This is a genomic window from Paenibacillus ihuae, assembly GCF_001368795.1.
Lineage (GTDB): Bacteria > Bacillota > Bacilli > Paenibacillales > Paenibacillaceae > Paenibacillus_AQ > Paenibacillus_AQ ihuae.
This window is the reverse complement of the sequence record NZ_LN831198.1, coordinates 4139717-4161651: the sequence shown is the minus strand read 5'-3', so window position 1 is coordinate 4161651 and position 21935 is coordinate 4139717. Positions and strand designations below refer to the sequence as shown.

The 21935-nt window shown below is 52.2% G+C and carries 20 protein-coding genes; 15 read left to right on the top strand and 5 right to left on the bottom strand.

Features of this window, described 5'->3' with window-relative positions:
• The first annotated feature begins 126 nt into the window (after positions 1-126).
• The gene (leuS, locus tag AQR02_RS19185) at positions 127-2577 is read left to right on the top strand and encodes a leucine--tRNA ligase (RefSeq protein WP_054941846.1); all 2451 of its coding nucleotides are present in this window, start codon (positions 127-129) and stop codon (positions 2575-2577) included.
• A gap of 111 nt (positions 2578-2688) precedes the next feature.
• Here the strand turns inward: leuS and comER are convergent, their stop codons facing one another.
• Entirely contained in the window at positions 2689-3540 is an 852-nt protein-coding gene (gene comER, locus AQR02_RS19180) for a late competence protein ComER (RefSeq protein WP_054941845.1), read from the bottom strand.
• A gap of 141 nt (positions 3541-3681) precedes the next feature.
• Between comER and AQR02_RS19175 the strand changes: the two genes are divergently transcribed.
• From AQR02_RS19175 to AQR02_RS19150, 7 genes are all read left to right on the top strand, one after another.
• Positions 3682-4416 (top strand): ComEA family DNA-binding protein, encoded by a 735-nt coding sequence (locus AQR02_RS19175; protein ID WP_054941844.1) that lies wholly within the window; start codon positions 3682-3684, stop codon positions 4414-4416.
• 434 nt (positions 4417-4850) lie between these two features.
• Positions 4851-5390, top strand: a complete 540-nt coding sequence (locus tag AQR02_RS19170) for a deoxycytidylate deaminase (protein WP_425339991.1) — start codon at positions 4851-4853, stop codon at positions 5388-5390.
• A gap of 123 nt (positions 5391-5513) precedes the next feature.
• The gene (locus tag AQR02_RS19165; protein ID WP_054941842.1) at positions 5514-8141 is read left to right on the top strand and encodes a ComEC/Rec2 family competence protein; all 2628 of its coding nucleotides are present in this window, start codon (positions 5514-5516) and stop codon (positions 8139-8141) included.
• A 323-nt stretch (positions 8142-8464) separates the two neighbouring features.
• A complete protein-coding gene (locus AQR02_RS35340) occupies positions 8465-8620 on the top strand; it encodes a hypothetical protein (protein ID WP_342447469.1) in 156 nt (51 codons plus the stop codon).
• A gap of 3 nt (positions 8621-8623) precedes the next feature.
• Positions 8624-9016 (top strand): RNA polymerase sigma factor, encoded by a 393-nt coding sequence (locus tag AQR02_RS19160; protein ID WP_342447468.1) that lies wholly within the window; start codon positions 8624-8626, stop codon positions 9014-9016.
• Positions 9013-10197: a hypothetical protein gene (locus tag AQR02_RS19155; RefSeq protein ID WP_054941841.1), complete on the top strand. Its 1185-nt coding sequence runs from the start codon at positions 9013-9015 to the stop codon at positions 10195-10197. Before AQR02_RS19160 ends, AQR02_RS19155 begins: the two co-directional genes overlap by 4 nt.
• A 120-nt stretch (positions 10198-10317) precedes the next feature.
• Entirely contained in the window at positions 10318-11343 is a 1026-nt protein-coding gene (locus AQR02_RS19150; RefSeq protein WP_054941840.1) for a LacI family DNA-binding transcriptional regulator, read from the top strand.
• 157 nt (positions 11344-11500) lie between these two features.
• Here the strand turns inward: AQR02_RS19150 and AQR02_RS19145 are convergent, their stop codons facing one another.
• Positions 11501-12454, bottom strand: coding sequence for a sugar kinase (locus AQR02_RS19145; RefSeq protein WP_054941839.1), 954 nt, complete (start codon positions 12452-12454; stop codon positions 11501-11503).
• A gap of 353 nt (positions 12455-12807) precedes the next feature.
• Between AQR02_RS19145 and AQR02_RS19140 the strand changes: the two genes are divergently transcribed.
• The 5 genes from AQR02_RS19140 to holA all read left to right on the top strand — a co-directional run bounded on the left by AQR02_RS19140 (position 12808) and on the right by holA (position 17261).
• The gene (locus tag AQR02_RS19140) at positions 12808-13449 is read left to right on the top strand and encodes a bifunctional 2-keto-4-hydroxyglutarate aldolase/2-keto-3-deoxy-6-phosphogluconate aldolase (protein ID WP_054941838.1); all 642 of its coding nucleotides are present in this window, start codon (positions 12808-12810) and stop codon (positions 13447-13449) included.
• Positions 13450-13664: 215 nt separating this feature from the next.
• Positions 13665-13904 carry a hypothetical protein gene (locus tag AQR02_RS19135; protein WP_054941837.1) on the top strand — a complete coding sequence of 80 codons (240 nt, stop codon included), beginning with the start codon at positions 13665-13667 and terminating at the stop codon, positions 13902-13904.
• Between the two features lie 268 nt (positions 13905-14172).
• Positions 14173-14724, top strand: coding sequence for an RNA polymerase sigma factor (locus AQR02_RS19130; protein ID WP_054941836.1), 552 nt, complete (start codon positions 14173-14175; stop codon positions 14722-14724).
• The gene (locus tag AQR02_RS19125; RefSeq protein ID WP_054941835.1) at positions 14721-15932 is read left to right on the top strand and encodes an anti-sigma factor family protein; all 1212 of its coding nucleotides are present in this window, start codon (positions 14721-14723) and stop codon (positions 15930-15932) included. The genes AQR02_RS19130 and AQR02_RS19125 overlap by 4 nt, the downstream gene beginning before the upstream one ends.
• A gap of 294 nt (positions 15933-16226) precedes the next feature.
• On the top strand, positions 16227-17261 hold the full coding sequence (holA, locus tag AQR02_RS19120) for a DNA polymerase III subunit delta (RefSeq protein ID WP_054941834.1): 1035 nt from the start codon (positions 16227-16229) through the stop codon (positions 17259-17261).
• A gap of 82 nt (positions 17262-17343) precedes the next feature.
• Here the strand turns inward: holA and AQR02_RS19115 are convergent, their stop codons facing one another.
• The 3 genes from AQR02_RS19115 to rpsT all read right to left on the bottom strand — a co-directional run bounded on the left by AQR02_RS19115 (position 17344) and on the right by rpsT (position 18773).
• Positions 17344-17712, bottom strand: coding sequence for a DUF1304 domain-containing protein (locus tag AQR02_RS19115; protein WP_054941833.1), 369 nt, complete (start codon positions 17710-17712; stop codon positions 17344-17346).
• A 24-nt stretch (positions 17713-17736) separates the two neighbouring features.
• On the bottom strand, positions 17737-18234 hold the full coding sequence (locus AQR02_RS19110; protein WP_054941832.1) for a DinB family protein: 498 nt from the start codon (positions 18232-18234) through the stop codon (positions 17737-17739).
• A gap of 266 nt (positions 18235-18500) precedes the next feature.
• Entirely contained in the window at positions 18501-18773 is a 273-nt protein-coding gene (gene rpsT / locus AQR02_RS19105; RefSeq protein WP_054941831.1) for a 30S ribosomal protein S20, read from the bottom strand.
• Between the two features lie 378 nt (positions 18774-19151).
• Here rpsT and gpr point away from each other — a divergent pair, with 378 nt between their 5' ends.
• Both gpr and AQR02_RS19095 read left to right on the top strand, forming a co-directional pair.
• Positions 19152-20162 carry a GPR endopeptidase gene (gene gpr, locus AQR02_RS19100; protein WP_054941830.1) on the top strand — a complete coding sequence of 337 codons (1011 nt, stop codon included), beginning with the start codon at positions 19152-19154 and terminating at the stop codon, positions 20160-20162.
• 193 nt (positions 20163-20355) lie between these two features.
• Positions 20356-21720, top strand: a complete 1365-nt coding sequence (locus AQR02_RS19095; RefSeq protein WP_054941829.1) for a stage II sporulation protein P — start codon at positions 20356-20358, stop codon at positions 21718-21720.
• The last annotated feature ends 215 nt before the right edge of the window (positions 21721-21935 follow it).

The window sequence follows — 21935 nt, the reverse complement described above, 5'->3', positions numbered from 1 at the left end:
AGCATGTCCAGCCGCTAACTAGGGTGGTACCACGGGAATTCAAACCTCTCGTCCCTAGCGTAAATACGCTAGGGATGGGAGGTTTTTTTGTACTTACAGCAGCAGTACTCCAAGGAGGAGAATTAGATGAGCGAGAATCAAACAAGCACGGCAGCCGGAGCTGGCTACCGCGCCCAGACCATCGAGCCGAAATGGCAGAAATTCTGGGATGAGAACAAAACCTTCAAGACTGGCGAAGCCCAAGACAAACCGAAATTTTACGCGCTGGATATGTTTCCGTATCCTTCGGGCGCAGGACTGCATGTAGGCCACCCGGAAGGATATACGGCGACAGATATCATCTCCCGCTACAAACGGATGCGCGGCTACAATGTGCTTCATCCGATGGGCTGGGATGCTTTCGGCCTTCCGGCAGAGCAGTACGCGATGGACACGGGACAGCATCCGCGCGATATTACGTTCAAGAACATCGACAACTTCCGCCGCCAGATCAAATCGCTGGGCTTCTCATACGACTGGGACCGAGAGATCAGCACAACCGATCCGGAGTACTATAAATGGACACAGTGGATCTTCATCCAGCTGTACAACCGCGGTCTGGCTTATGTGGCTGAGGTATCGGTTAACTGGTGTGAAGCGCTGGGTACCGTATTGGCTAATGAAGAGGTTATTGACGGCAAAAGCGAGCGCGGCGGACATCCTGTCGTCCGCAGACCGATGCGCCAGTGGATTCTGAGAATTACGGAGTATGCTGAACGTTTGCTTGAGGATCTGGATGAACTGGACTGGGAAGAAAGCATCAAGGATATGCAGCGTAACTGGATCGGCAAATCGACTGGTGCGGAAGTGAACTTTGCCATTGACGGCCATGAGGCGAGTCTGGAAGTATTCACCACCCGCCCGGATACGTTGTTCGGAGCAAGCTATTGCGTACTGGCACCTGAGCATAAACTGGTCGATATCATCACAACCGAAGCCCAAGCTGCTGCGGTTGCAGACTACCGTGACAAAGCGGCCCGCAAGAGTGATCTGGAACGTACGGACCTCGCCAAGGAGAAAAGCGGAGTATTCACCGGCGCTTATGCGGTTAATCCGGTAAACGGCGCTAAAGTGCCGATCTGGATTGCCGATTATGTACTGGCCGGTTACGGAACCGGGGCGATCATGGCTGTTCCGGGACATGATACCCGCGACTGGGAGTTCGCCAAGCAGTTCGGCCTGAACATCATCGAAGTTGTTCAAGGCGGCAATGTCGCGGAAGAGGCCTACTCCGGCGACGGCCCGCATGTGAATTCCGATTTCTTGAATGGTCTGGACAATAAAGAGGCTATTGCCAAAATGATTTCCTGGCTGGAGGAGAAGGGCAGCGGTAAAGGCAAAGTAACCTACCGCCTGCGCGACTGGCTGTTCAGCCGCCAGCGTTACTGGGGTGAGCCGATTCCGATTCTGCATCTGGAAGACGGCACGATGAAGACTGTTCCAGTGGATCAGCTGCCGCTGATGCTGCCGGATGTGGATGCCATTAAGCCTTCGGGTACCGGCGAATCTCCGCTGGCGAACGTAACCGAGTGGGTAGAGACGATTGATCCGGAGACCGGCATGAAGGCCCGCCGCGAGACCAACACCATGCCGCAATGGGCCGGCAGCTGCTGGTACTACCTGCGTTATATCGATCCGCATAACGACAAGGAGCTGTGTTCACCGGAGAAGCAAAAGGAATGGCTGCCGGTTGACCTGTACATCGGCGGAGCTGAGCATGCGGTGCTTCACCTGCTGTATGCCCGCTTCTGGCACAAAGTGCTCTACGATATCGGTGTAGTGGATACGAAGGAACCGTTCCACAAGCTGGTGAACCAGGGCATGATCCTGGGGAACAACAATGAGAAGATGAGTAAATCGCGCGGCAATGTTATCAACCCGGATGAGATCGTGGAAGCCTACGGGGCAGATACCCTGCGTGTCTATGAAATGTTCATGGGGCCGCTGGAAGCTACCAAGCCGTGGAATGAAAAAGGTGTGGAAGGCATCCACCGCTTCCTCTCCCGTGTATGGCGCCTGTTCGTGAACGAAGACGGCAGCCTCAGCGCTAAAATTACGGCGGGCGGCGGTACTGAGGAGTTCAAACGCACCTGGCACAAAACGCTGAAAAAGGTGGGTGATGATTTCGAACACCTGCGCTTCAATACAGCGATCAGCCAGCTGATGATCTTCATCAACGATGCCTACAAGCAGGAGAGCCTGTCCAAGGAAGCGGCAGAGCACTTCGTGCAGATGCTGTCGCCGCTGGCACCGCATATTGCCGAAGAGCTGTGGCAGCTGCTCGGCCATGAAGGAAGCATCAGCTATGTCTCTTGGCCGGCGTATGAAGAAGCCTGGACGGTAGATGCTGAGGTTGAAATCGTTATACAGGTGAACGGCAAGATCGTACAGCGTGCACTGGTAGCAGCGGATATGGGCCAGCAAGAACTGCAGGAGCATGCACTGGCGCTGCCGAATGTGAAAGCAGCTGTAGACGGCAAAACCGTCCGCAAGATCATTCCAGTACCCGGCAAGCTTGTAAATATTGTAGTGGGTTAAGCGAAGAACGCAACTCTACCCGCAGCTACGGATGATTCCGTGCTGCGGGTTTTTGTTTCTTGCCATATGAACCGAAGCAGGAACTTAGGGGCAGTGCCTTACAGAGGCAGACTAGCGGTCCAGCGGTCCTTGAACGATCCCGTTCTGGCCAAAGAGGGCATCCAGCCTGTGCAGGTCCTCATTGTATTTGTCGTGAGTTGTGGTGATCAGCCGTTCGAATACGCCTTCCAGACTGGAACGCAGGTGGTTCAGCGCCTCCGCCGTAATTCCTCCGCGGACGGCAACCCGTTCCTGCAGCTCCTGGGGAGTGAACCCCCCTTCTGTCAGCAGCTTGCCTGTGCCAAGCAGCATTTCACCGGCCAGCCGGCTGACCAGTGCCTCGTCGATGCCGGTCGCTTCTACAGCCGCTTCAATCCACCGCTCCAGAAAATAGCTGAGGAACGCCGGACCGCAGCTGGAGAAATCAGAGGCAATCCGGGTATGACTCTCAGGGATTTCCGCAGTGATGCCAATAATTGAGAATAGCTGAAGCAGCACCAGTCTGTCTTTTTTATTTAACCTGCTGCCGAAGATGCAAAGAGAAGTCCCGCTCTTGACGGAATGAGTGATGCTGGGAATAATCTTGGCAACTTTGGACGGCAGAACGGATTCCAGATGATAGAGCTGGACAGGACTTGTAATGGATACCACAATTTGCTCGCTGCGCAGACAAGGAGCAATTTCATCACTTAGTGTTTTGAACTGCAGAGGTTTGACACATAAAAAGACAATATCGCTTCCTGACGCGGTATCGCTGTTGTTGGCGCAAACCGTAATGCCGGGGTGAAGCTTCTTGAGTTCCAGCAGCTTGCCCGGGCTGCGGTTACTGGCCAGCACATCACATGGATCAAGTGCTCCCGAACTAAGAAAGGTCTCAATGAGCAGACCGCCCATGCTGCCTGTTCCGATAAATCCCACTTTCATCCTGTGGTTACCTCCTTTCTTATGTTGCTGGGCTTACAGGAATACTCTTCGTTAAATGTATGCGGGGCAGTCTTGGACAAATGACAGGTTTTTAAACGTATTTTTGAATAAAATTCCAGTTAACTGAAGGAGGACGGCTTGATGAACAAAAGAATGTTTGTTTCAGCTATTGCCGCCGCGCTGCTGGGCGGGGGGCTGGTGTGGGCTGCGGACCACAGGGCAGAAGAGGGGATCGCAGGCTGGGAGACGCTAAACGCTGGCATGGCGCAGGCTTTGGGGGCAGAAGTTAGAGGTGCGGGAACAGGGGCGGCTGGCGGTACCGGCAGCAGTGGTGATGCTGGAGCAGTGACGGACGGTGAAAACGCAGGAGCGAGTGGGGGAGCCGAAGGTAGCGGAAAGGTCGTGAGTGGCGTGACAGCTGGAGCAGGAGAAGACGGCGCTGCCGGCAGTAGTGCGGTAGGAACAGGCGGGAATACCGGGACAGCGGCATCGGGTGCCGTAAGCGGTAGCACGGGTGGATCGGTGGGTGACGGTGAAGCGGCGGGCAGCGGAGCCGGGGCATCAGGTGCAGTGAGCGGGAATGCGGCGGCCGGAACGGCAGGTAGCAGTGAAGCCGCAAGCAGCACAGCGGACGGGGGAACTGGAGGTACGGCACCCCCTGCTGCAGTTCCGCCAGCTGCGGACGGCAGGATTAATGTGAACACAGCCGATGCCGCAGCGCTGATGAACCTGCCGGGAATCGGGGAGAAGAAGGCGCAGGCGATCATCGATTACCGCAGCAGCACAGGGGCTTACCGCAGCTTAGCCGATTTGGGCAAGGTGAAAGGGATCGGCCCGAAGATGCTGGAGCAACTGGAGCCGCTGATTGTTTTTTGAGGCTTAAAGGCTCCGTATGCTATACGCAGGGGACTTGGGCAATCGGCCTGGTTGAAGTATAAAGTTCGAATGTCAGCCTTTTCACCATACATTCGTTGGTAATTTAACTCGAAGCAGAGAACTAAAGACTCGTTTAGTACGATAACTGTATCTACTGCAGTTAAAAAGCATTAAATTAGCTGATTTCTAGCTGTAATTGTATTTTGTACATTTGGAATGAGCTGTGTGCTGTTTGTAGCTGGATAAAGCGATAAGCAACTGTACGAAGTGCAGTTAAACTCTTTTTCAAAATGGTTTAAGCGGTTATAAGTGTATAGAATGCAGTTGCAGCAAGAAATCAAATTTTCAACGGAAACGTCCTGAGCAGGCTGTTTCCCGGACATGCTTTATAGAGAAAGAATCACGTATTATGTTACAATAATGAACAACTATTTATGAGGAAGTGGAGATTACTGATGACTGTGGCCTACCGCAAGAACTGGGATACATACTTCATGGACATTGCCTGCATGGTCTCCACCCGATCACGCTGCCCCCGACGCCATGTCGGCGCTGTGCTGGTGCAAGGCAAGAAGCTGCTGGGCACCGCCTATAACGGCGCACCGATGGGAGTTCCCGACTGCTCGGAAGCAGGCTGTATGGTCTCTGAGCAATATGAACGGGAGATCGTTGGCGGCGTAGAGACGATGGTGAAGAAGCAGCGCTGTATCCGCACAATTCATGCTGAGCAGAATCTGCTGCTGTTTACCGACCGGAGTGACCGGGAAGGCAGTACAGTCTATGTCACGGATGAGCCGTGCTGGACCTGTGCCAATATGCTGGCTAACAGCGGGATCGTGGAGATTGTCTATCTGCGTCCTTACCGCAAGGATATGGAGAAGGTAGAGGCAATGCTGGGCTCCAAAGGGATCGTGTTCCGCCAATTGGAGAACTATGAGCCGCCGAAGGAAACCATGATCACCATATCGGAATAACCGGAGGTGCTGCCGCAGCCGGAGTAAGAATAAGCTTCAGGGGAAGAACCTCTGCACACGCATTGTTTGCGTATGCAGAGGTTCTTTTTCTGTTATAAGGCGATTACCGAAGGAGGGATATTCATGAACAGGAGGCCGCTCTTAAGCTTCACGATCTGCTGGATTGCCGGCAGCTCGGCGGGCTGCTTATTCGCTGGTCACAAACTGCTGATCTATATAGCTTGCTGTCTACTGCTGGTCGCTATCTGGGCAGTCAGCAGGGGGATACGCTGGAGAACGGCTGCGGTGTTTGGTCTGGCACTTGCTGCGGCAGCCCTGTATTGGGAATGGAACGAAGCCCGTAATGTCAGCCTGCTGCCAGAGGCGCTGGGTAAGCCGGCGAACGAACTGAACGAGATTTACGTTACCGCCGCAGGTGTTATAACTTCTCCGGTGGAGCGGGACGGGGACCGGGTGGATTTCACGCTGAAGCTGTCCCGGATCGGATTGGATCAGCCAGGAGGCCAGGCAATAGACGCAGCAGGTGAACGTGTCGCCGTGCAAATTAGGCTCCAGGCTGAAAGTGAAATTGCGGTAGCTGCCGGATGGCAGCGGGGAGACACGGTAGTCATTGAAGGAGAGCTGGAGCAGCCGCAGGCGGCGCGGAATTTTGGCGGATTCGACTACCGTGCGTATCTGCTGACCCAGAAAATCCACTGGCTGCTAAAAGGGGAAGGCACGGCCAGCATTACGGCGGAGCCTCCGGCATCCTGGCAGCCATCCGGTATCCTTCGCTGGAGTGATGAGGTACGCGCTCTGCTCGGTGCAGAGATGGATCGCATATTTCACGAACCGCATGCCGGATATATGAAGGGGCTGGTCATAGGAATTCAGAAGGATCTGGACCCGGAAACCTTCAAGCAGTTCTCGCAGCTGGGTCTGACGCATATTCTGGCCATCTCGGGGATGCATGTTGCCGTTTACGTGGGGGTGATCTTATTTATCCTGCGCCGCTGCCGTGTCACCAGAGAAACGGCTATAACGATAACTTTGCTGCTTGTTCCGGTATATGTACTGCTGTCCGGTGCCGGGCCGTCGATTGTCCGCGCCGGGCTGATGAGCATGATCGCCTTGCTGGCCGCCAGGCTCGGCCTGCTTAAGGACGGAATGAACATTCTGGCTGCTTCAGCGCTGCTGATGCTGGTCTGGAATCCCTACCTTCTGGTCAGTGTCAGTTTTCAGCTGTCCTTTCTGGTAACGGCAGGGCTTATGGTGTACACGCCTCTGGCCGCGCCTTTGTTTAGACGTCTTCCCAGGTGGCTGGGCAGCACCGTTTCGGTAACATTAATCGCGCAGCTGGTGTCTTTTCCGCTAACAATCTATTATTTTAATCAATTTTCGCTTCTGTCCTTTTTCGCAAATCTGCTGCTCGTTCCCGTTATCACCTTTCTGGTGCTGCCGCTCGGAACGCTGACGCTGCTGCTAGGACAGTTTTGGAACGCGGCAGCACTTGCCGTTGCGCGGTTTGCAGAGTTTTTGAATAGCGTTATGTTTGCAGGGGTAGAGCGGGTGAACCGATTTAGTGCCGGTGTCCTGATCTGGGCTTCACCTTCACTATTATGGATTTGCGTTTATTACGCACTGCTCTATGGCGTGCTGTATATCTTGAAGCGGCGGATGGAAGTTAAGCTAGCTCCCCAGTACATGGAGGATGAAACCAGACCGTTGTCAGAGCTCGAGCACCCGGGGGACGACAGTCGCCGCCATCCTGGAGGCAGAAGTGGCGGAGCGTTATCGCCGCATCAACCGTTCCCCACTCCGGGCTCATTCCGCTGGAGCGGTCCGGCTGCTGTGCTGTGCGCGGCCGGGATGGCGCTCCTGCTGTACAGAGGCTATTATCCGGAGGGCCTGAGTGGCGGTACGGGAGCCATCAGCTATCTGGACGTGGGCCAGGGTGACAGCATCTTGATTACTACGCCGGAGGGAGCGCATATTCTGGTCGACGGCGGCGGGACGGTAAGCTTCGTGGACCGGGAGGAATGGCGCATCCGCCGCAGCCCGTTTGAGGTCGGGGCCAAAACACTGCTGCCCTTGCTGAAGCAGCGGGGCATCCACCGGCTGGACGCAGTGATATTAACCCATGGCGATCAGGATCACGCTGGCGGGCTGCAGGCTGTACTGGAGGGAATGCCGGTCTCGGCATTGCTGTTCAACGGAACGCTGACCGGCACGGAAGCGTATGGCGAACTGATGGATATGGCGCTTGCGAAGGGTGTCCGGATGTACGCCGTACAACAGGGCCAGATGCTTGCTCCGGATGATGAGACGCGGTTGTTTTTCCTTTGGCCGGAGCCGCAGGAGAATAGTCATACACTATTCAATGAAGTGGAGGATCAGAATCACGAATCGGTCGTATTCCGGCTGGAGATGAACGGCCACAGCTTTCTTTTTACAGGAGATATGGATGAGGCGGCGGAGGAAGGTATTATTCAAGCGGGGCTGCAGTTTGGTATAGGTGAGAGCGGGCCTATCGACGTGCTGAAAGTAGCGCACCACGGCAGCAAAACCGCAACAAGTGCAGCTTGGCTGAAGTTCTGGAACCCTGCTGCCGCGGTGATCTCTGCCGGGGTCAATAATCTGTACGGGCACCCCAATGCCGGTGTATTGGAGCGATTGTCAGACTCGGCTGCGGCTGTATACCGGACGGATCTGCAGGGAGAGATCCAGCTCAGGGTACGGAAGGAAGAGGTAAGGGTGAGGCATAAGCTTTAAGCAGCCGGCACCCATCAATTGCATAAATCAGATTCTCCAAGCAGCAGACTTTTCATCTTTTTGTGCAGGTGAAATATCCATTAATGTCGCTTCTCTCATCAGTGGAATTCCATTTCCCTGTACCCTGCATCTGGAATTGCTGTTATCATGCTGGTAAGGTTTGTTGCTGATTCCTCCTGATTTGCCAGTGCACTGCAGACCGGTACCGGAGAGGTAAGTTTTTATGAAGTATTACGGCATTACTGATTTACTCGGATATTTACATAGAATATAGGAAAATTTAGGGAACCATTTGCAGTCTGATGAGTCTTATTGGGCGAGAGGTGAGAGAGAACATGCACAGTGAAGAATTACCTTATGCCGTGGCTTATGCACCGTCCATGACGCTGCGGGACATGATGGAGACTTACGGCTCGGATGTGTGGCATTATGCGTTTTTCCTGACCCGCAGCCGCGAGCAGGCGAATGACATCAGCTAGGAGGTGTTCCTGAAAGCCCACCGGAGCATCGGAAAATACCGCGGCAACGCTACCCTGAAAACCTGGCTGCTGACGATTACCCGCAATACGGCATTCAGCTGGAGACGAAGCAGCTTTTGGCGCAGGTTCGTTCCACTGGGAGACGGACAGGGGACAGGCCAGGTGATGTCTGCAGAGAAGGAAGCGATCAGCAACCAGTATGTAAGCCGGATCTGGGAACTGATTATGGAGCTGCCGGATAAGCACAGGGAAGTGCTGGTGCTGGAGATTCAGCAGGAACTGTCCACTGCGGAAATGGCTCTACTGCTCGGTGTGGCCGAAGGAACGGTCAAATCCCGGCTGTCGCGGGCCAGAGACAAAGTGAGAAAGGCGCTTGAGGAGGAGGAAATGCGATGAAGAGCAAACAGTTTGAGAACTCAGCAAACACGTCAGATCAAAAGCCGGAATGGTACCGCCAGGCCGGACGCAGTCCTTTTCAGGAGGACGGCTTCACCCCGGAGCTGATGGCACGGATCGAGCTTACAGCCGACAGCCGCGCAGCGGCGGGCAGGAGATTCTTTTCACGCAAACGCTTCAGTCTTGCCGGTTTATCAGCCCTCCTGTTGCTCGGTGTTCTGGTCTGGCCGCTTGGGAGCTTCGACAAGGGCGATTACGCTGGCCAGATTGCCTCCTTGTTCGGTAAAACTACAGCTGCTGCGGTGCAGCCATCGGCCGTGCCTGCTCCTTCAGCAGCTGCGAAGGATTATAACCCGCCTGTTGGTTCGGCAGAGTTCGAAATCGGGGGACAGAAGTATTACATGCCTTTGCCGCTGGACCGGAATAAGAGTCTGGCTTACGCTGCTGAAACCTCGGAAGGGATTGTCTGGTCACCTCCTCCGCCGATGGTGGACTACATGAAGCCAAAATATACACATAACACAGAACCATATTCGCTTTATCTGACTCCCAAAGGTCACCCGGAACTGTCGGCTGCCTCAGCCAAACGCATCTATACCTTCCCGCTTTATGCCGGTGGGGCACAGACATACTATAAGCTAAGTTTTGTTGATGGTGCCGGAAAGTATGCGCTTTTAATTAGCGGCACATATACATTAGGGGGAGAACTCGTCAATTCTTCCAAAGCGAAGCTATCTGTCCTAGACGTGCAAAAGGCTGCTGCGGGAGCAACTGTTACACCAAGAGAAATATTGACTGTGGAAAAGGAATATGGATACTACAAGTCATTCATCTCTATCGACCTGGAGCATGAGGAATTGCTGCTGGTGTACTATACCCCCGGCGATAACGAGAAGTGGATTACCCATAACAAGCTGTATAATCTTGAATCCGGCGAATCGCAGGTGCTTACGGGAGAGATCACTATAGATCAAAAGGATTCAGGCGCTAAAAGCGCTAAAATAACGACCTCGTTTTCAGACAGCGACTTGAATGCTTTGATCCAAAGTAAGATCTTAACTGCACACTATGAAGTAAACGGCGAGAAACGCTCACCTGAATTCACGCTGCCGCTTGGCCAGCAATGGATCTATGACTGGTGGCTTGAAGAATACAACGTGAAGTATGAGCCGCAGTACTAAGCAGTTTCGCGTAAGCTGTAGCTCCGATAATTGATTACTAGATAATTTACTAAAAAAAAGCTATACTTTTGATAATATCAAAGGTATGGCTTTTTTATATAGGCAGAGTGGAGCGGAAAAATGAAGAAATTAACGATTGAGGATGTCGCCCAAAAAGCGGGAGTGTCCAAAAGCACAGTCTCGCAATTTTTGAATAAACGGTTTAAATATATGAGCGAGGCGACCAAGAACCGGATAGAGGGTGTGATCGAGGAGCTGAACTATCAGCCGAACGGTCTGGCCCGCAGCCTCAAGCAGAACCGTACCCATATGGTCGGGATCATTGTGGCGAATATCGACTACTCCTTGTCCATCCAGTGCATCCGGGCGATCGAAAATGAGCTGTCACTGCGCGGCATTCAGGTCATCATTTGCAATTCTGATGAGAACGCTGATAAAGAGAATACTTATGTGGAAACGTTAATCGCGCGCCAGGTAGACGGGTTGATTATTTTCCCGACAGGCGATCAGTCTTCAGCTTATACTAAGCTTATTGATGCGGAATATCCGCTTGTATTCATGGACCGGCTGGTGGAGGGGGTAACGACCCAGAGTCTGCTGCTGGATAATGAAATGGCCGTCAAGACAGCGGTTAAGGAGCTGACGCGCCACGGTCATGAGGCGATCGCGATTCTATCGCTGCCGCTCGGGGCGCATGCCATTACACCGCGCAAGGAAAGAATGAGCGGCTACAAAAAGGCAATGGAGGAAGCGGGACTGCCGCTGAATAACCAGTATATGCGCAGCGTGCCGCGGGAAGAGATCTCCGCTGCGCTGGATGATCTGCTGCGCCAGCCGCAGCCGCCGACGGCGCTGCTCGCCGCCAACGATCTCGTGCTGGGCGAGATCCTTAAATACGCGAACCGCCATTCCATTGCCATCCCCGGCCGGCTGTCCGTCATCGGCATTGACGACGCGGAGTTTGCCCGGATCTACAATCCGGCCATCACGACGATCCGCCAGCCGGCTTATGAAATGGGCATGCAGGCGGCGAAGCTGATGCTCTCTTTGATTGAGGATCAGGATGCTGCCGTCCCGATTACGTACCGGTTTCCGCCTACACTCCAGCTGGGGCAGTCGGTTCAGCCGCCGTCAGCAGCGGAATAAACCGTTTTATATGTTCCGCCAAACGCGATGGCTCCTGTGTGCGCAGCATACTATGCCGTCAATGTAACAATAAAGAGCAGCGACCCTTCATTAACGGGGATCGTTGCTCTTTCTGTTGTCTTGCTATTTCTGCGGTGGCGGATATTCGCAATTGCCCTTAAACGCTGGCGTTCATGAATTGTTCCAGTCCTTCACGGGTTGGCAGTCCATCCATATCTCCGGGAGACATAACCGCCAGTGCGCCGATCGCATTACCGCGTCTCACGGCTTCGGCTACGGTAAGCTGCTCAAGCATTGCGCTGATCACCCCAACGGCGAATCCATCCCCGGCTCCTACCGTATCCACTACTTCTTTCACCTTGAAGCCGTCTACATAGCCCTCTTCTCCGGCGGCTGTTTTGTAATAAGCGCCTTCAGGGCCCAACTTGATCACCACGAGCGATACTCCCCGCTGCAGATAGTAACCGGCGATTTCCTCCGGTGTCTCCAGGCCGGTCAGAATTTTGCCTTCGCTAAGTCCCGGCAGGAACCAGTCGCAGCGTGTAGCAAGATCATTGATCGTATGGACCATCGTCTCTGTGTCTGGCCAAAGGGTTGGACGCAGATTCGGGTCGAGGGAAACGGTTTTGCCGTTCTTTTTCATAAATTCCATCGCGTGCAGGGAGAATTCATGGCAGGACTTCGAAAGGGCTGAAGAAATGCTGGTTACATGCAGATGGCTTGCGGATGCAAAATAGCTTTCATCAAAATCAGCCAGGCTAAGCTTGGAGGCGGCGGAATTTTTGCGGAAATATTCTACCTTAGGATCGCCGGTTAGTACCTTGGATTTGATCAGCATTCCGGTTGAGAATTCTTTGGTATAAGTGATGCTGTCGGTGTCAATGCCCTCTTTGTTCAAGGCCATGGTGATGAATTGGCCGAAGTTATCTTCGCCAAGCTTGGTTACGTATCCGGTCTTGTGGGCCAGACGTGACAGTCCGGTTGCTACATTACTCTCTGCCCCGGCCAGTGCCTTGGAGAATGAGGTGACCTCATGCAGCGGGCCTGCCTCATTGGCATAAAACATCGCCATCGGTTCTCCGAAGGTGACGGCGTTCAATTGTTTGCTCATTAATATTCCTCCTCAGGGTAATACAAAGCACTGTTATATTGATTAGTAATTTGAAATTATCATATAAATCGGTTTTGTACAATAAGGCATTCCTCATTCCGCAGAAAGAATTTTGTGAATAATAATATTTTTAATCGAAAAGTCCTTTGGTTATAAGGTTTTATATAGTTTTTTTGAAGGTTCAGCTGATTTGTATAAAAACTTATTGACTGTTAACGGTATTATTATTACTATTTCCATAGAAGTATTTATGATTGAGTTAGTAAATTAGATAAAATAGTTTATCTAAATTAATATTTTATGTTTTATTTTTGTGATGGAATCTATTTTTTATTAGGAGAGGGAGTTTAATCATGAAGAAAATAAAAGTTTTGCAAAACATCACATCTGTTGGTGTAGTCGCGGTTATCCGTGCGGATAATGCCGACGATGCTTATAAAATGTCAGCTGCCTGTATCGAGGGCGGATTGAACAACATTGAGGTTACCTTTACGACTCCGGATGCAGATGTGGCGATCAAGCGCCTGGTAGCCGAATACGGCAGCCGTGCGGTTATCGGTGCAGGTACAGTGCTCGACCCTCTTACGGCGAGAATTGCTATTCTGGCCGGTTCGGAGTTTGTGGTCAGCCCTTCTTTTGAAGAAGAGACTGCCAAGATGTGCAATCTTTACGGGATTCCTTACATGCCGGGTTGCATGACGCTGAATGAAATGAAGGAAGCTCTGAAGCTGGGCGTAGATGTGCTGAAGCTATTCCCGGGCAGCGCCTTCGGACCTGATTATGTCAAAGCAGTCAAAGGTCCGATGCCGCATGTCAACATCATGCCTACAGGAGGTGTGGACCTGAACAACATGGAGAAGTGGATTGCGAACGGCTGCATCGCAGTAGGCATCGGCGGCAACCTGACCGCTCCGGCCAAGGAAGGCCGCTACGACCAGATCACGGAGCTGGCTGCGCAGTATGTAGCTAAGTTTAAAGAGATTAAGGGCTCGTAATCACTGGCTCCAGCCGCTAATGATGTACATCCGCTGAAATTCTTAAACTGCCCGGCCGTACTTAGCGGTCTGGCAGTTTTTTTTGTGAAAATTCTTCCTTCATCTAAATGAAGCTAAATGATGGTTTTCCCCACTTCAGGGCAATACTTACAGAGAAGGTACTTAAAACTGGCTTAAGCTCTGAAGAATGTTTCTGATGGAGGAAAGGAGCCGTCATGCGCGGGAATGATGATCATAGGACGATGTACCGGACCTTACATGAAGAAGAAGCCGAATATGTGCAGATTCTATCCGCTGTGCGCGGCTGCCGGGTCACTGCCGGTAAGATGTATAAATTGCACCGGAATTATAATAATCCGCATATTTTTGAACAGGGTGAAATGTATGTAGTGGATGATGACTCTAAGGACAATTACGCTGTATTGATGCTGTGTGCTACTATACTATATCGATAATCCGGGCTGTCTCCAGTGTAGCGAAATTTGCTGCGGAGGCGGCCCTTATTTGATTTCAATTTTGTAATAAACTTCTGTAAAAGAATATTTGAAGATTGGGCGCTTCCCTTGTATGCTTAGTAAGGATTATGGACGGTTGCAGGACGGAACCAATGGGTCTCCAAGACGTAACATGTAAAGTTTGGTATTCTTAAAATATTGATTACAGGCTTGCAACAAATTCGCAGTCTTGCGCGTCAGTAAGATTGCATAGAGAGGGGGAACCTTCGTGGTGGAGCAGGGACTCATCAGAGCCGCTCAAGCGGGCGATCGCGACGCTCTAATCACCCTATTGCGGGAAATTGAAGGACATGTGTATAAGACGGCCTTCTACATTTTGCATAATGAACAGGACGCTCTGGATGCCTCACAGGAAGCGCTCATCAGAGTGTATACCAAAATCGGTTCCTATGAAGAGAAGGCCCAATTCAAAACATGGGTTCAGCGGATCGTGACCAACATTTGCATTGACAAATTCAGGAGAACGAAGCCTACCGTTTCTATCGATGAGCACGAAATGGTGTTCCAGGATAATAAACATAACGTAGAGCGCGAAGTCATGTCCGGTTATCTGGCAGAGGATATCCGCGAGGCGATCGAACAGTTGCCGGAGCATCACCGGACGGTGATTGTACTGCGGTATTTACAGGATTTTTCTTACAACGAGATTGCAGACTGTCTGGACCTGCCGCTCAACACGGTGAAGTCGTACCTGTTCCGGGCCCGGCAGCAGCTGCAGAATAGACTTCAGGAGTATCAGAAAGGTGGTGTATCAGGATGAAGTGCACGGAGGTGATAGAATGGATGCACCGTTATTTGGATCATGATCTCAGTCCAGATGAAACTATAGAGATGTATCGGCATATCGACAATTGTCCTTCTTGCGCGGAAGTCTTTAACCGGTTGACTCTGCTCTCCGAACAATTGGAACAGCTGCCGGACGTTAAGCCTCCTTTCAGCCTGGTTGATTCAATTATGCCTCAGCTTGAGAAGATCGATCTTGGTGTTCAAGCGGAGGATGCAGCAGCTTCGGAGGACAGTAAAGTCATTCCAATGTCACGCAAAGGTACTCATAACAAAACAGTTAAAGGAACCTCCAGAGCAGCTTCCATGGCTGCGCGGACAGGCATTGGCGCAGTTGCTGCTGCGATTGTTCTGGTGATTGCCATCTTCAATATGCCGGACAGCATGCCGGCGGCAGAGGTGGAGCAATCGCTGAACCAGGCGGCTGATACGGCTGGAAACAGTGATATCATGAGCACAATGACAACGGGGAATTCGGGTACGGAAGCTACAGAGGGTGCGAATAACGCTGCTGCGCCAGATGAGCTTGGAGTTCAATACTCTGAATCCCCCGGGGCAGGGAACAATGGAACAGTTGACGGTGGAGCAGCGGACAGTACAGCTCCGGCTACGATAGACGGCGGACCAGCAGCTGAAGCTATAGAGACAGGCCCGGCTGTGAGCGAGGATCCCGCTTCGGCTAAACGGAGCACTCCAGTTACCCGTAACAATGAATTGGTTACTCCGGCTCCACGGGCTCACACCAAGAGCGGCAGCAGCAATATGAATGCTCAGGACGCCCGGACATTTGCAGATGATGATACGGCTGCGGACTCATCAGTGCCGGCACAGGATGAAGAGCAGGCTCCGGCGGCTGAAGAAGCCGGAACGATGGGGCTGCTGCCTATGCAGACAGCCCAGTCCCCTTGGGACTCCCCGGACGGAAAGTATACCGCCGAGCTTGCCGGACAGCAGCTGGTGATCTATAGCATTCCGTCAAGCGGTCTGCAGGAAGAACGGACCGCGGTAACTTCGCTTCCGCTGGAGGGTACTTGGGTATCCGGTACTTGGTCGGAGGACAGCCTCCAATTTACGTATGTAACCTTGAAGGATGGCTCTGAGGTTTCCAAGGTTTACAGAGTTCCGCCTGCAGAAGCCGCCGGGGCGCCGTCAGCTTCGCCGTCAGCACTCCCGGGTAATAAATAATTATAGTTGGAACTTTTTAGGGGTACCCGGAATATGCTATGGTAAGAGGACAGGAATTTCAGGATTTGCGAGTTTCATCGGTATGACCGCCGGAAGTGAAGTTTCTAGAGCTTCTCCTTCCGTCGTTTATATAGATGCGCCGCTGAAACGGAGCAACTTTGGCTTTTGTGCCGAGGTTGCTCCGTTTTTGCTTCGTTTTTGCTTATATCCAAGCTGCGAAGCTCCCTATGTTTAAGGCGGTTTTTTTGTTAAACTATAAAATGGTTATGATGAAATGGAAAAGGAAGTGGCAGGATGGATGCCAAAACGGCGGCCAAAGACATCAGGCAGGGGAAAATTTCACCGTTATATGTGCTCTACGGCAGTGAGAAATTCCGGATGAATGAATTTGCGGCCTTGCTGGAGGATCACCTGATCGCCAAAGAGGATCGTGATTTTGCGGTAATTCCCTTTGACCTCTCCGAGACGCCGGTGCAGGCGGTGGTGGAGGAAGCGGAGACGGTCCCGTTCATGGTGGAGCGCAAGCTGCTGCTGGTGAGGGATGCCTCGCTGTTTACGGCGGGCAAAGAGAATGCGAAAATTGAGCACCGGGTAGAGCTGTTAAGTGAATACATTCAGGCTCCGGCCGATTTTAGCGTAATTGTATTTCTGGTCAATAATGACAAGCTGGATGAACGAAAAAAGATCGTCAAAGCAGCCAAAGCGGCCGGAACGGTACTGGCTTTTAATCCGCTGGGTGCAGAAGAGCTGTTGCGCTGGGTGGAAAAAGGATTCAAAGACCGTGGCTGCACTGTAGCCCCGGGAACCGCCGAGGCACTTTTAGCAAGCGCCGGCACAGGGCTGCAGGGCCTGTCCGCCGAGATGGACAAGCTGTGTCTGTTCGCCGGAGCCGGCGGTACTGTGGACGCCGCAGCTGTGGAGAGTCTTGTGCACCGGGGAACTGAGCAGAATGTGTTCACACTGGTGGAAGATATAGCGAACCTGCGCCTGGATAAGGCGCTCAATACGCTTTATGAGCTGCTGAAGCAACGCGAGGAGCCGATTAAGATTGCCGCGCTGATCGCCCGGCAGTTCCGGATCATCCTGCAGGTTAAGGATCTGTCTGCACTCAGCTATTCACAGGGCCAGATTGCCTCTCAAGTCGGATTGCATCCGTATGCCGTTAAGCTGGCAGGAGAACAGGCCCGCAAGTTTGAGAGCCAGCGGCTGCGGCAAATTCTGAGTATCCTGGCGGATCTGGATTATCAGATGAAGACAGGTGCCATCGACAAGGTGCTGGGGCTGGAGATGTTTATGCTGCGTCTGGGCGCTAGTGCCCCGGGTGCGTAATAGTCCAATATTTATACAGCAGCAAAACTGCCCCCGATGCAGCATCGGGGGCAGTTTTACAAGCTAATGGTCAAAAACCGATTTACAGATTCGTCAGAAGAAGGGCGATAATAGCCAGAAAAGCAGGGAGGCCTTGGACTAACAGAATGGATCTCTTGGCCGTCATACCGCCATAGACCGCTGCAACTCCGACACAGATTAGAAAAAACAGCTGAAGCTGAAATCCGAACGTGTCGTTCGGATGGAGTAAGCCCCACACCAGACCGGCGGCCAGAAAACCATTGTACAGACCTTGGTTGGCTGCGAGAGATTTCGTGTCCTGCGCGAACTCCTTGGTGGTTCCGAACGCCTTCTGCGCTCTGGGGGTAGTCCACATAAACATCTCCAAGGCTAAAATGTACACATGCTCCAACGCTACTAGCGCTACAAGTATAGTACTCAAAATCATCATCTTAATTCCCTCTTTTGTGTTGGATTAGGCGGGATAGCCTCCGCCGGGCGGCGGCCAGGCCCCGTGTAGACGGCGAAGCAAAACAATTTCTCCTAAATGGTAGGAATTATGTGAGGCGATATTACGTAAAATTCCGCCTTTGGTCTCCCCTGGGAAACCGGGGAGCGGTTCGTCCAGCTGTACGGTCCGGGCAAAAGCAACAGCCTTCTCCACGCCTTGCAGCAGATGCCTCACGGTGTCCTGCCATTCTGCCTCGTCTCCCGGGGCTTGCTCCTCAGGCCAGCTCTCCATTACACTTCCTGGCGCTTGCGGTTTACCCCCCTCCAGGAAGGTCAGCATGAAATCCTGCCAATAGCTCATATGCTTCATTAATTGGTAAATGCTGTACGGAATCCCTTCCGTAGTTTGTCCGGCGAGCTCGGGTGTAATATCCGGCAAAGCTCTGGCAATCGGAATATGTCCGCGTTCTCCAATTAACGATTTCACAAGAGCCTGACCAAAAGCAGAATTGGATTCGGACATCATGAAGCTCCTTTCTTAATTTAATATTAGCGTTCAAATTATATTTTACAAAATCTAATTTCGCAAAAGTAAATATACCTAATTTCAGAAATTTTGTCAATTGCCCGGGTCTGTCTTTGGGCGAGGGGTACAAAAAAAGAGCCTGCCCTGGACGCTTATTCAGCGCAGGACAGGCTCTTCTTATTCTAATGGGAACAAAAAAACCTAACCGTATGCAGCATAGCGGTCAGGTTCTTATAGTGCTCATTATGAATGTCGCCCTTGGCTTAGGCTTGAGCCTTAAGAGCGTTCAATTTCTTCGCCAAGCGGGATTTTTTGCGGGCAGCCGCATTTTTATGAACCAGACCTTTAGTTACGGCCTTGTCCAGCTTTTTGGAAGCAGCTTGGAAAGCAGCATGAGCAGTTTCAACTTCCGTTCCTGTCAGTGCTACATCAGCAGTTTTCACAGCTGTACGAAGCGCGGATTTCTGGGAAGCGTTCAGTGCACGGCGTTTTTCGGTCGTCTTGACGCGTTTAACCGCGGATTTGATATTTGGCATTGCATTCACCTCCTGAAAGACATTCGAAATCATTAATCAAATGATTCACAACTTAAAATAGTTTAGCATGACCGGTAGTAAAATGCAACACTAAATACTATTGAAAAAGCCCCCGCTTCCTCAGGTGAACTCCCGGAGATAAGGCCCGGCGCTCTATCTTTTCGCATGTTCATGGATGAAATTTTTTTGAGCTGCAATTATATATCCGTCCCGTTTGTATAAACAATGCACTTCTCTCGCACACTACTGGACAAAAAGAAGTTCATTCAAGGATGCGTAGGCTCACAAAACTTAAGCATATGCTTCCGAAGCGAGTTTTGCTCGGAGATATTTCAAGGATGCATAGGCTCACAAAACTTTTAGGAGGCTGAACTAGCGATGGAACTGGATCTTCAGCTGTATTCGGTACGCACGGACCTGGCGGTAGAGGCGAAGGAAATGGCCCAAGGACCGCTCAAAACGCCGATTCCCGGTGTGAACGAAGAGGTGGAAGAAGCGGATGGGATCAAGGTTACGCGGCTTGGCGTGGCGAATAACGCCGGCTCTCAGGCCATTGGGCGCGCGATCGGAAACTATGTAACCCTGGAGGTTCCGGCGTTGCGCGGCGGAGATACCGGTCTCCAGCAGAAGGTGTCCGTCGTGTTTGCCCGTGAATTCGAGCAGTTTATGAACAGAATCGGCATCAATAAAAATTCCTCGGTGCTGATCGTCGGCCTCGGGAACTGGAATGTGACTCCTGATTCGCTGGGTCCGCTGGTTGTGGAGAATGCACTGATTACGCGGCAATTTTACGAGCTGGTTCCTGATCAGGTGTCTCCAGGGTACCGTAATGTCAGCGCCATTGCTCCGGGTGTGCTTGGTCTTACCGGGATTGAATCCAGTGAAGTCGTTCAGGGCATTGTGGACCGTACCAAACCGGATGTGATCATCGCGATTGATGCGCTGGCTTCCCGTTCGCTGGAGCGGATCAATACCACGATTCAAATCGCCGACATCGGGATTCATCCCGGATCAGGCATCGGCAACAAGCGCCGGGGATTGACAAAGGAAATTCTTGGGGTCCCGTGTATAGCCATCGGTGTGCCTACCGTTTGTTATGCTTCTACGATCGTCAACAATGTGCTAGAAATGATGAAGAATCATTTTGGTCAGATGGGGGACGGCAAGGCGCATACGAAAGAGATCATGGGCATGCTGGATGATATCTCCGAGCAGGAACGCCTGCAGCTGGTGAAGGAAGTGCTTGAGCCGCTGGGTCATGATCTGATCGTTACACCCAAGGAGATCGATGAATTTATTGAGGAAATCGCCAACATTGTAGCCAGCGGACTGAACGCTGCACTGCATGACGCGGTTGATCCGGGGAATGTCGGCGCATATACCCATTAATCCGCTATAAATGAATGGCCCGTACAAGCTGCCTTAGTGGCATTTGCTTATACGGGCTTTTTTTAGCTGCCGGTTTTTCTGCTCATTCACTGACTCTCTCTTCTTGTCTCTTTTTTCGGTTCTAGTATTCCTTCCCTGCTCATAGATTTGAAGTATAAGAGATTACAGAGGGCTGGAGGAGGACATAACAATAATGAACAGAAAATGGTTTCAGCTATGGAATATCGGCAGACTGCGGGGAAAAGTGCTGGACGTTCTGTCGCTGGGAAAAACGATGCTGCTGCTGGCCGGAGGCTCACTTGTATTTTTTATGCTGCTTGGAGCTGGCGGTTTGGCCGGACAAAAGCTGAATTCTTCCCCTGTTCCTTCTATGAAAGGACTGGCCGCTTCACTATCAAGCGGATTTTTCATGGAGCTGCTGGGGATGGAGGTTCCGCATTTGCCGAAGGGCGAAGAGCCCTCTGCCTTCTCTGGCTCCAAGGTAACTTCGTTTGTGTTCCGGATGCTGACCAGCGTCGATCCCGGCAATCCCAAGAGCCTGCTCTCGCGTGAGGTGCCGGGGCTTGCGGCAGATGATCCTTTTTTGCTGCGGGAAGGCTCGGGAGGAACAGCAGGCGCACCCGCCGACTATCATCCGGGCACGGATGAGCTGGGAGCAGGCGAAGATCCGCAGCCGGGTACTGGAACGGATCCGGGATCATCCGGAAATGATCCTTCAGCGGGTGAAGGTACGGACAAGCCTGCGGATGATCCTGCTGCACAGCCGCAGCCTACAACTGCACCGGATGCCGGCACTGCCGGAGAACAAGGCGGCAACGGCAGCGCTGGTGAAGACAGCGGCACTGGGCAGGATACTTCGGTCAAACGCATCCTTATCTACCATTCGCATCCCCGTGAAGCATATAATCCGCTGCTGGGAGCGGAGAGTGATAATCCCAGCTCCAGCGCGCCTTCCAAGAATGTAATGCTGGTAGGCTCCTATATCGCCGACAGACTGGAAAAACGCGGGATTGGCACGGTGCATGCGCAAGAGGATTACGCGACAGAAGTGCCGGATTACAACTGGAACTTTTCCTATAAATATTCCCGGATCACCATTAAAGCGGCAATGGCTGCCAATCAGGAAATGACTGAACTGATCGATATTCACCGCGACTCGCAGCGGCATGGCAAAACAACTGCAGTCATTCATGGGGAAAGCTACGCACAGGTCTATTTTATCCTGGGTCATGCCAACAAAGACTGGAAGAAGAATGAAGCCTTCGCCAATTCGATTCATCAGGTGCTGGAGAAGAGTTATCCGGGACTGTCACGCGGCATCTGGGGCAAATCTTCCGGTAATGGTAATAACGGGGAATACAATCAGACCCTTTCCCCGAGCAGCGTATTAATAGAAGTGGGCGGAATCGACAATTCTGCTGAAGAGCTGAAACGGACGGCGGATGTGCTGGCCGATGCGATTGCGGAGGTGTACTGGAACAGTCATGATGCTGAAAAAGCGGCTGCCCCCGAAAAAAGCGCTGCCGGTACACAGGAGAGCAGTGGTCAGGCGGACTAGAAGCAGACAATAATACAGCTGATAAAGGAGGAGTCAACATGTCGCGTTTCGGCAAGAAGCTGGTTATGGTCGGCATATGGGCGGGCATCGGCATATTGGTGGGCATGCAGTTCGGCAGCAGCGGCGGAACCAGAACCTCTACGGTGCTGCCGGGCTGGAACGGGGCAACCGGGGTGGCGCAGACGGGCCAAGCACCGCAAACGCCGGATACGGGA

Bases quoted from the DNA above. Each gene is read 5' to 3' on its own strand.
- leuS (WP_054941846.1), top strand. From the start codon at position 127: ATGAGCGAGAATCAAACAAGCACGGCAGCCGGAGCTGGCTACCGCGCC.
- AQR02_RS19140 (WP_054941838.1), top strand. From the start codon at position 12,808: ATGAAGAAAATAAAAGTTTTGCAAAACATCACATCTGTTGGTGTAGTC.
- AQR02_RS19170 (WP_425339991.1), top strand. From the start codon at position 4,851: ATGAGGAAGTGGAGATTACTGATGACTGTGGCCTACCGCAAGAACTGG.
- AQR02_RS19125 (WP_054941835.1), top strand. From the start codon at position 14,721: ATGAAGTGCACGGAGGTGATAGAATGGATGCACCGTTATTTGGATCAT.
- holA (WP_054941834.1), top strand. From the start codon at position 16,227: ATGGATGCCAAAACGGCGGCCAAAGACATCAGGCAGGGGAAAATTTCA.
- comER (WP_054941845.1), bottom strand. From the start codon at position 3,540: ATGAAAGTGGGATTTATCGGAACAGGCAGCATGGGCGGTCTGCTCATT.
- AQR02_RS19095 (WP_054941829.1), top strand. From the start codon at position 20,356: ATGAACAGAAAATGGTTTCAGCTATGGAATATCGGCAGACTGCGGGGA.
- AQR02_RS19155 (WP_054941841.1), top strand. From the start codon at position 9,013: ATGAAGAGCAAACAGTTTGAGAACTCAGCAAACACGTCAGATCAAAAG.
- AQR02_RS19145 (WP_054941839.1), bottom strand. From the start codon at position 12,454: ATGAGCAAACAATTGAACGCCGTCACCTTCGGAGAACCGATGGCGATG.
- AQR02_RS19165 (WP_054941842.1), top strand. From the start codon at position 5,514: ATGAACAGGAGGCCGCTCTTAAGCTTCACGATCTGCTGGATTGCCGGC.
- rpsT (WP_054941831.1), bottom strand. From the start codon at position 18,773: ATGCCAAATATCAAATCCGCGGTTAAACGCGTCAAGACGACCGAAAAA.
- AQR02_RS19175 (WP_054941844.1), top strand. From the start codon at position 3,682: ATGAACAAAAGAATGTTTGTTTCAGCTATTGCCGCCGCGCTGCTGGGC.
- AQR02_RS19115 (WP_054941833.1), bottom strand. From the start codon at position 17,712: ATGATGATTTTGAGTACTATACTTGTAGCGCTAGTAGCGTTGGAGCAT.
- gpr (WP_054941830.1), top strand. From the start codon at position 19,152: ATGGAACTGGATCTTCAGCTGTATTCGGTACGCACGGACCTGGCGGTA.
- AQR02_RS19150 (WP_054941840.1), top strand. From the start codon at position 10,318: ATGAAGAAATTAACGATTGAGGATGTCGCCCAAAAAGCGGGAGTGTCC.
- AQR02_RS19110 (WP_054941832.1), bottom strand. From the start codon at position 18,234: ATGTCCGAATCCAATTCTGCTTTTGGTCAGGCTCTTGTGAAATCGTTA.
- AQR02_RS19135 (WP_054941837.1), top strand. From the start codon at position 13,665: ATGCGCGGGAATGATGATCATAGGACGATGTACCGGACCTTACATGAA.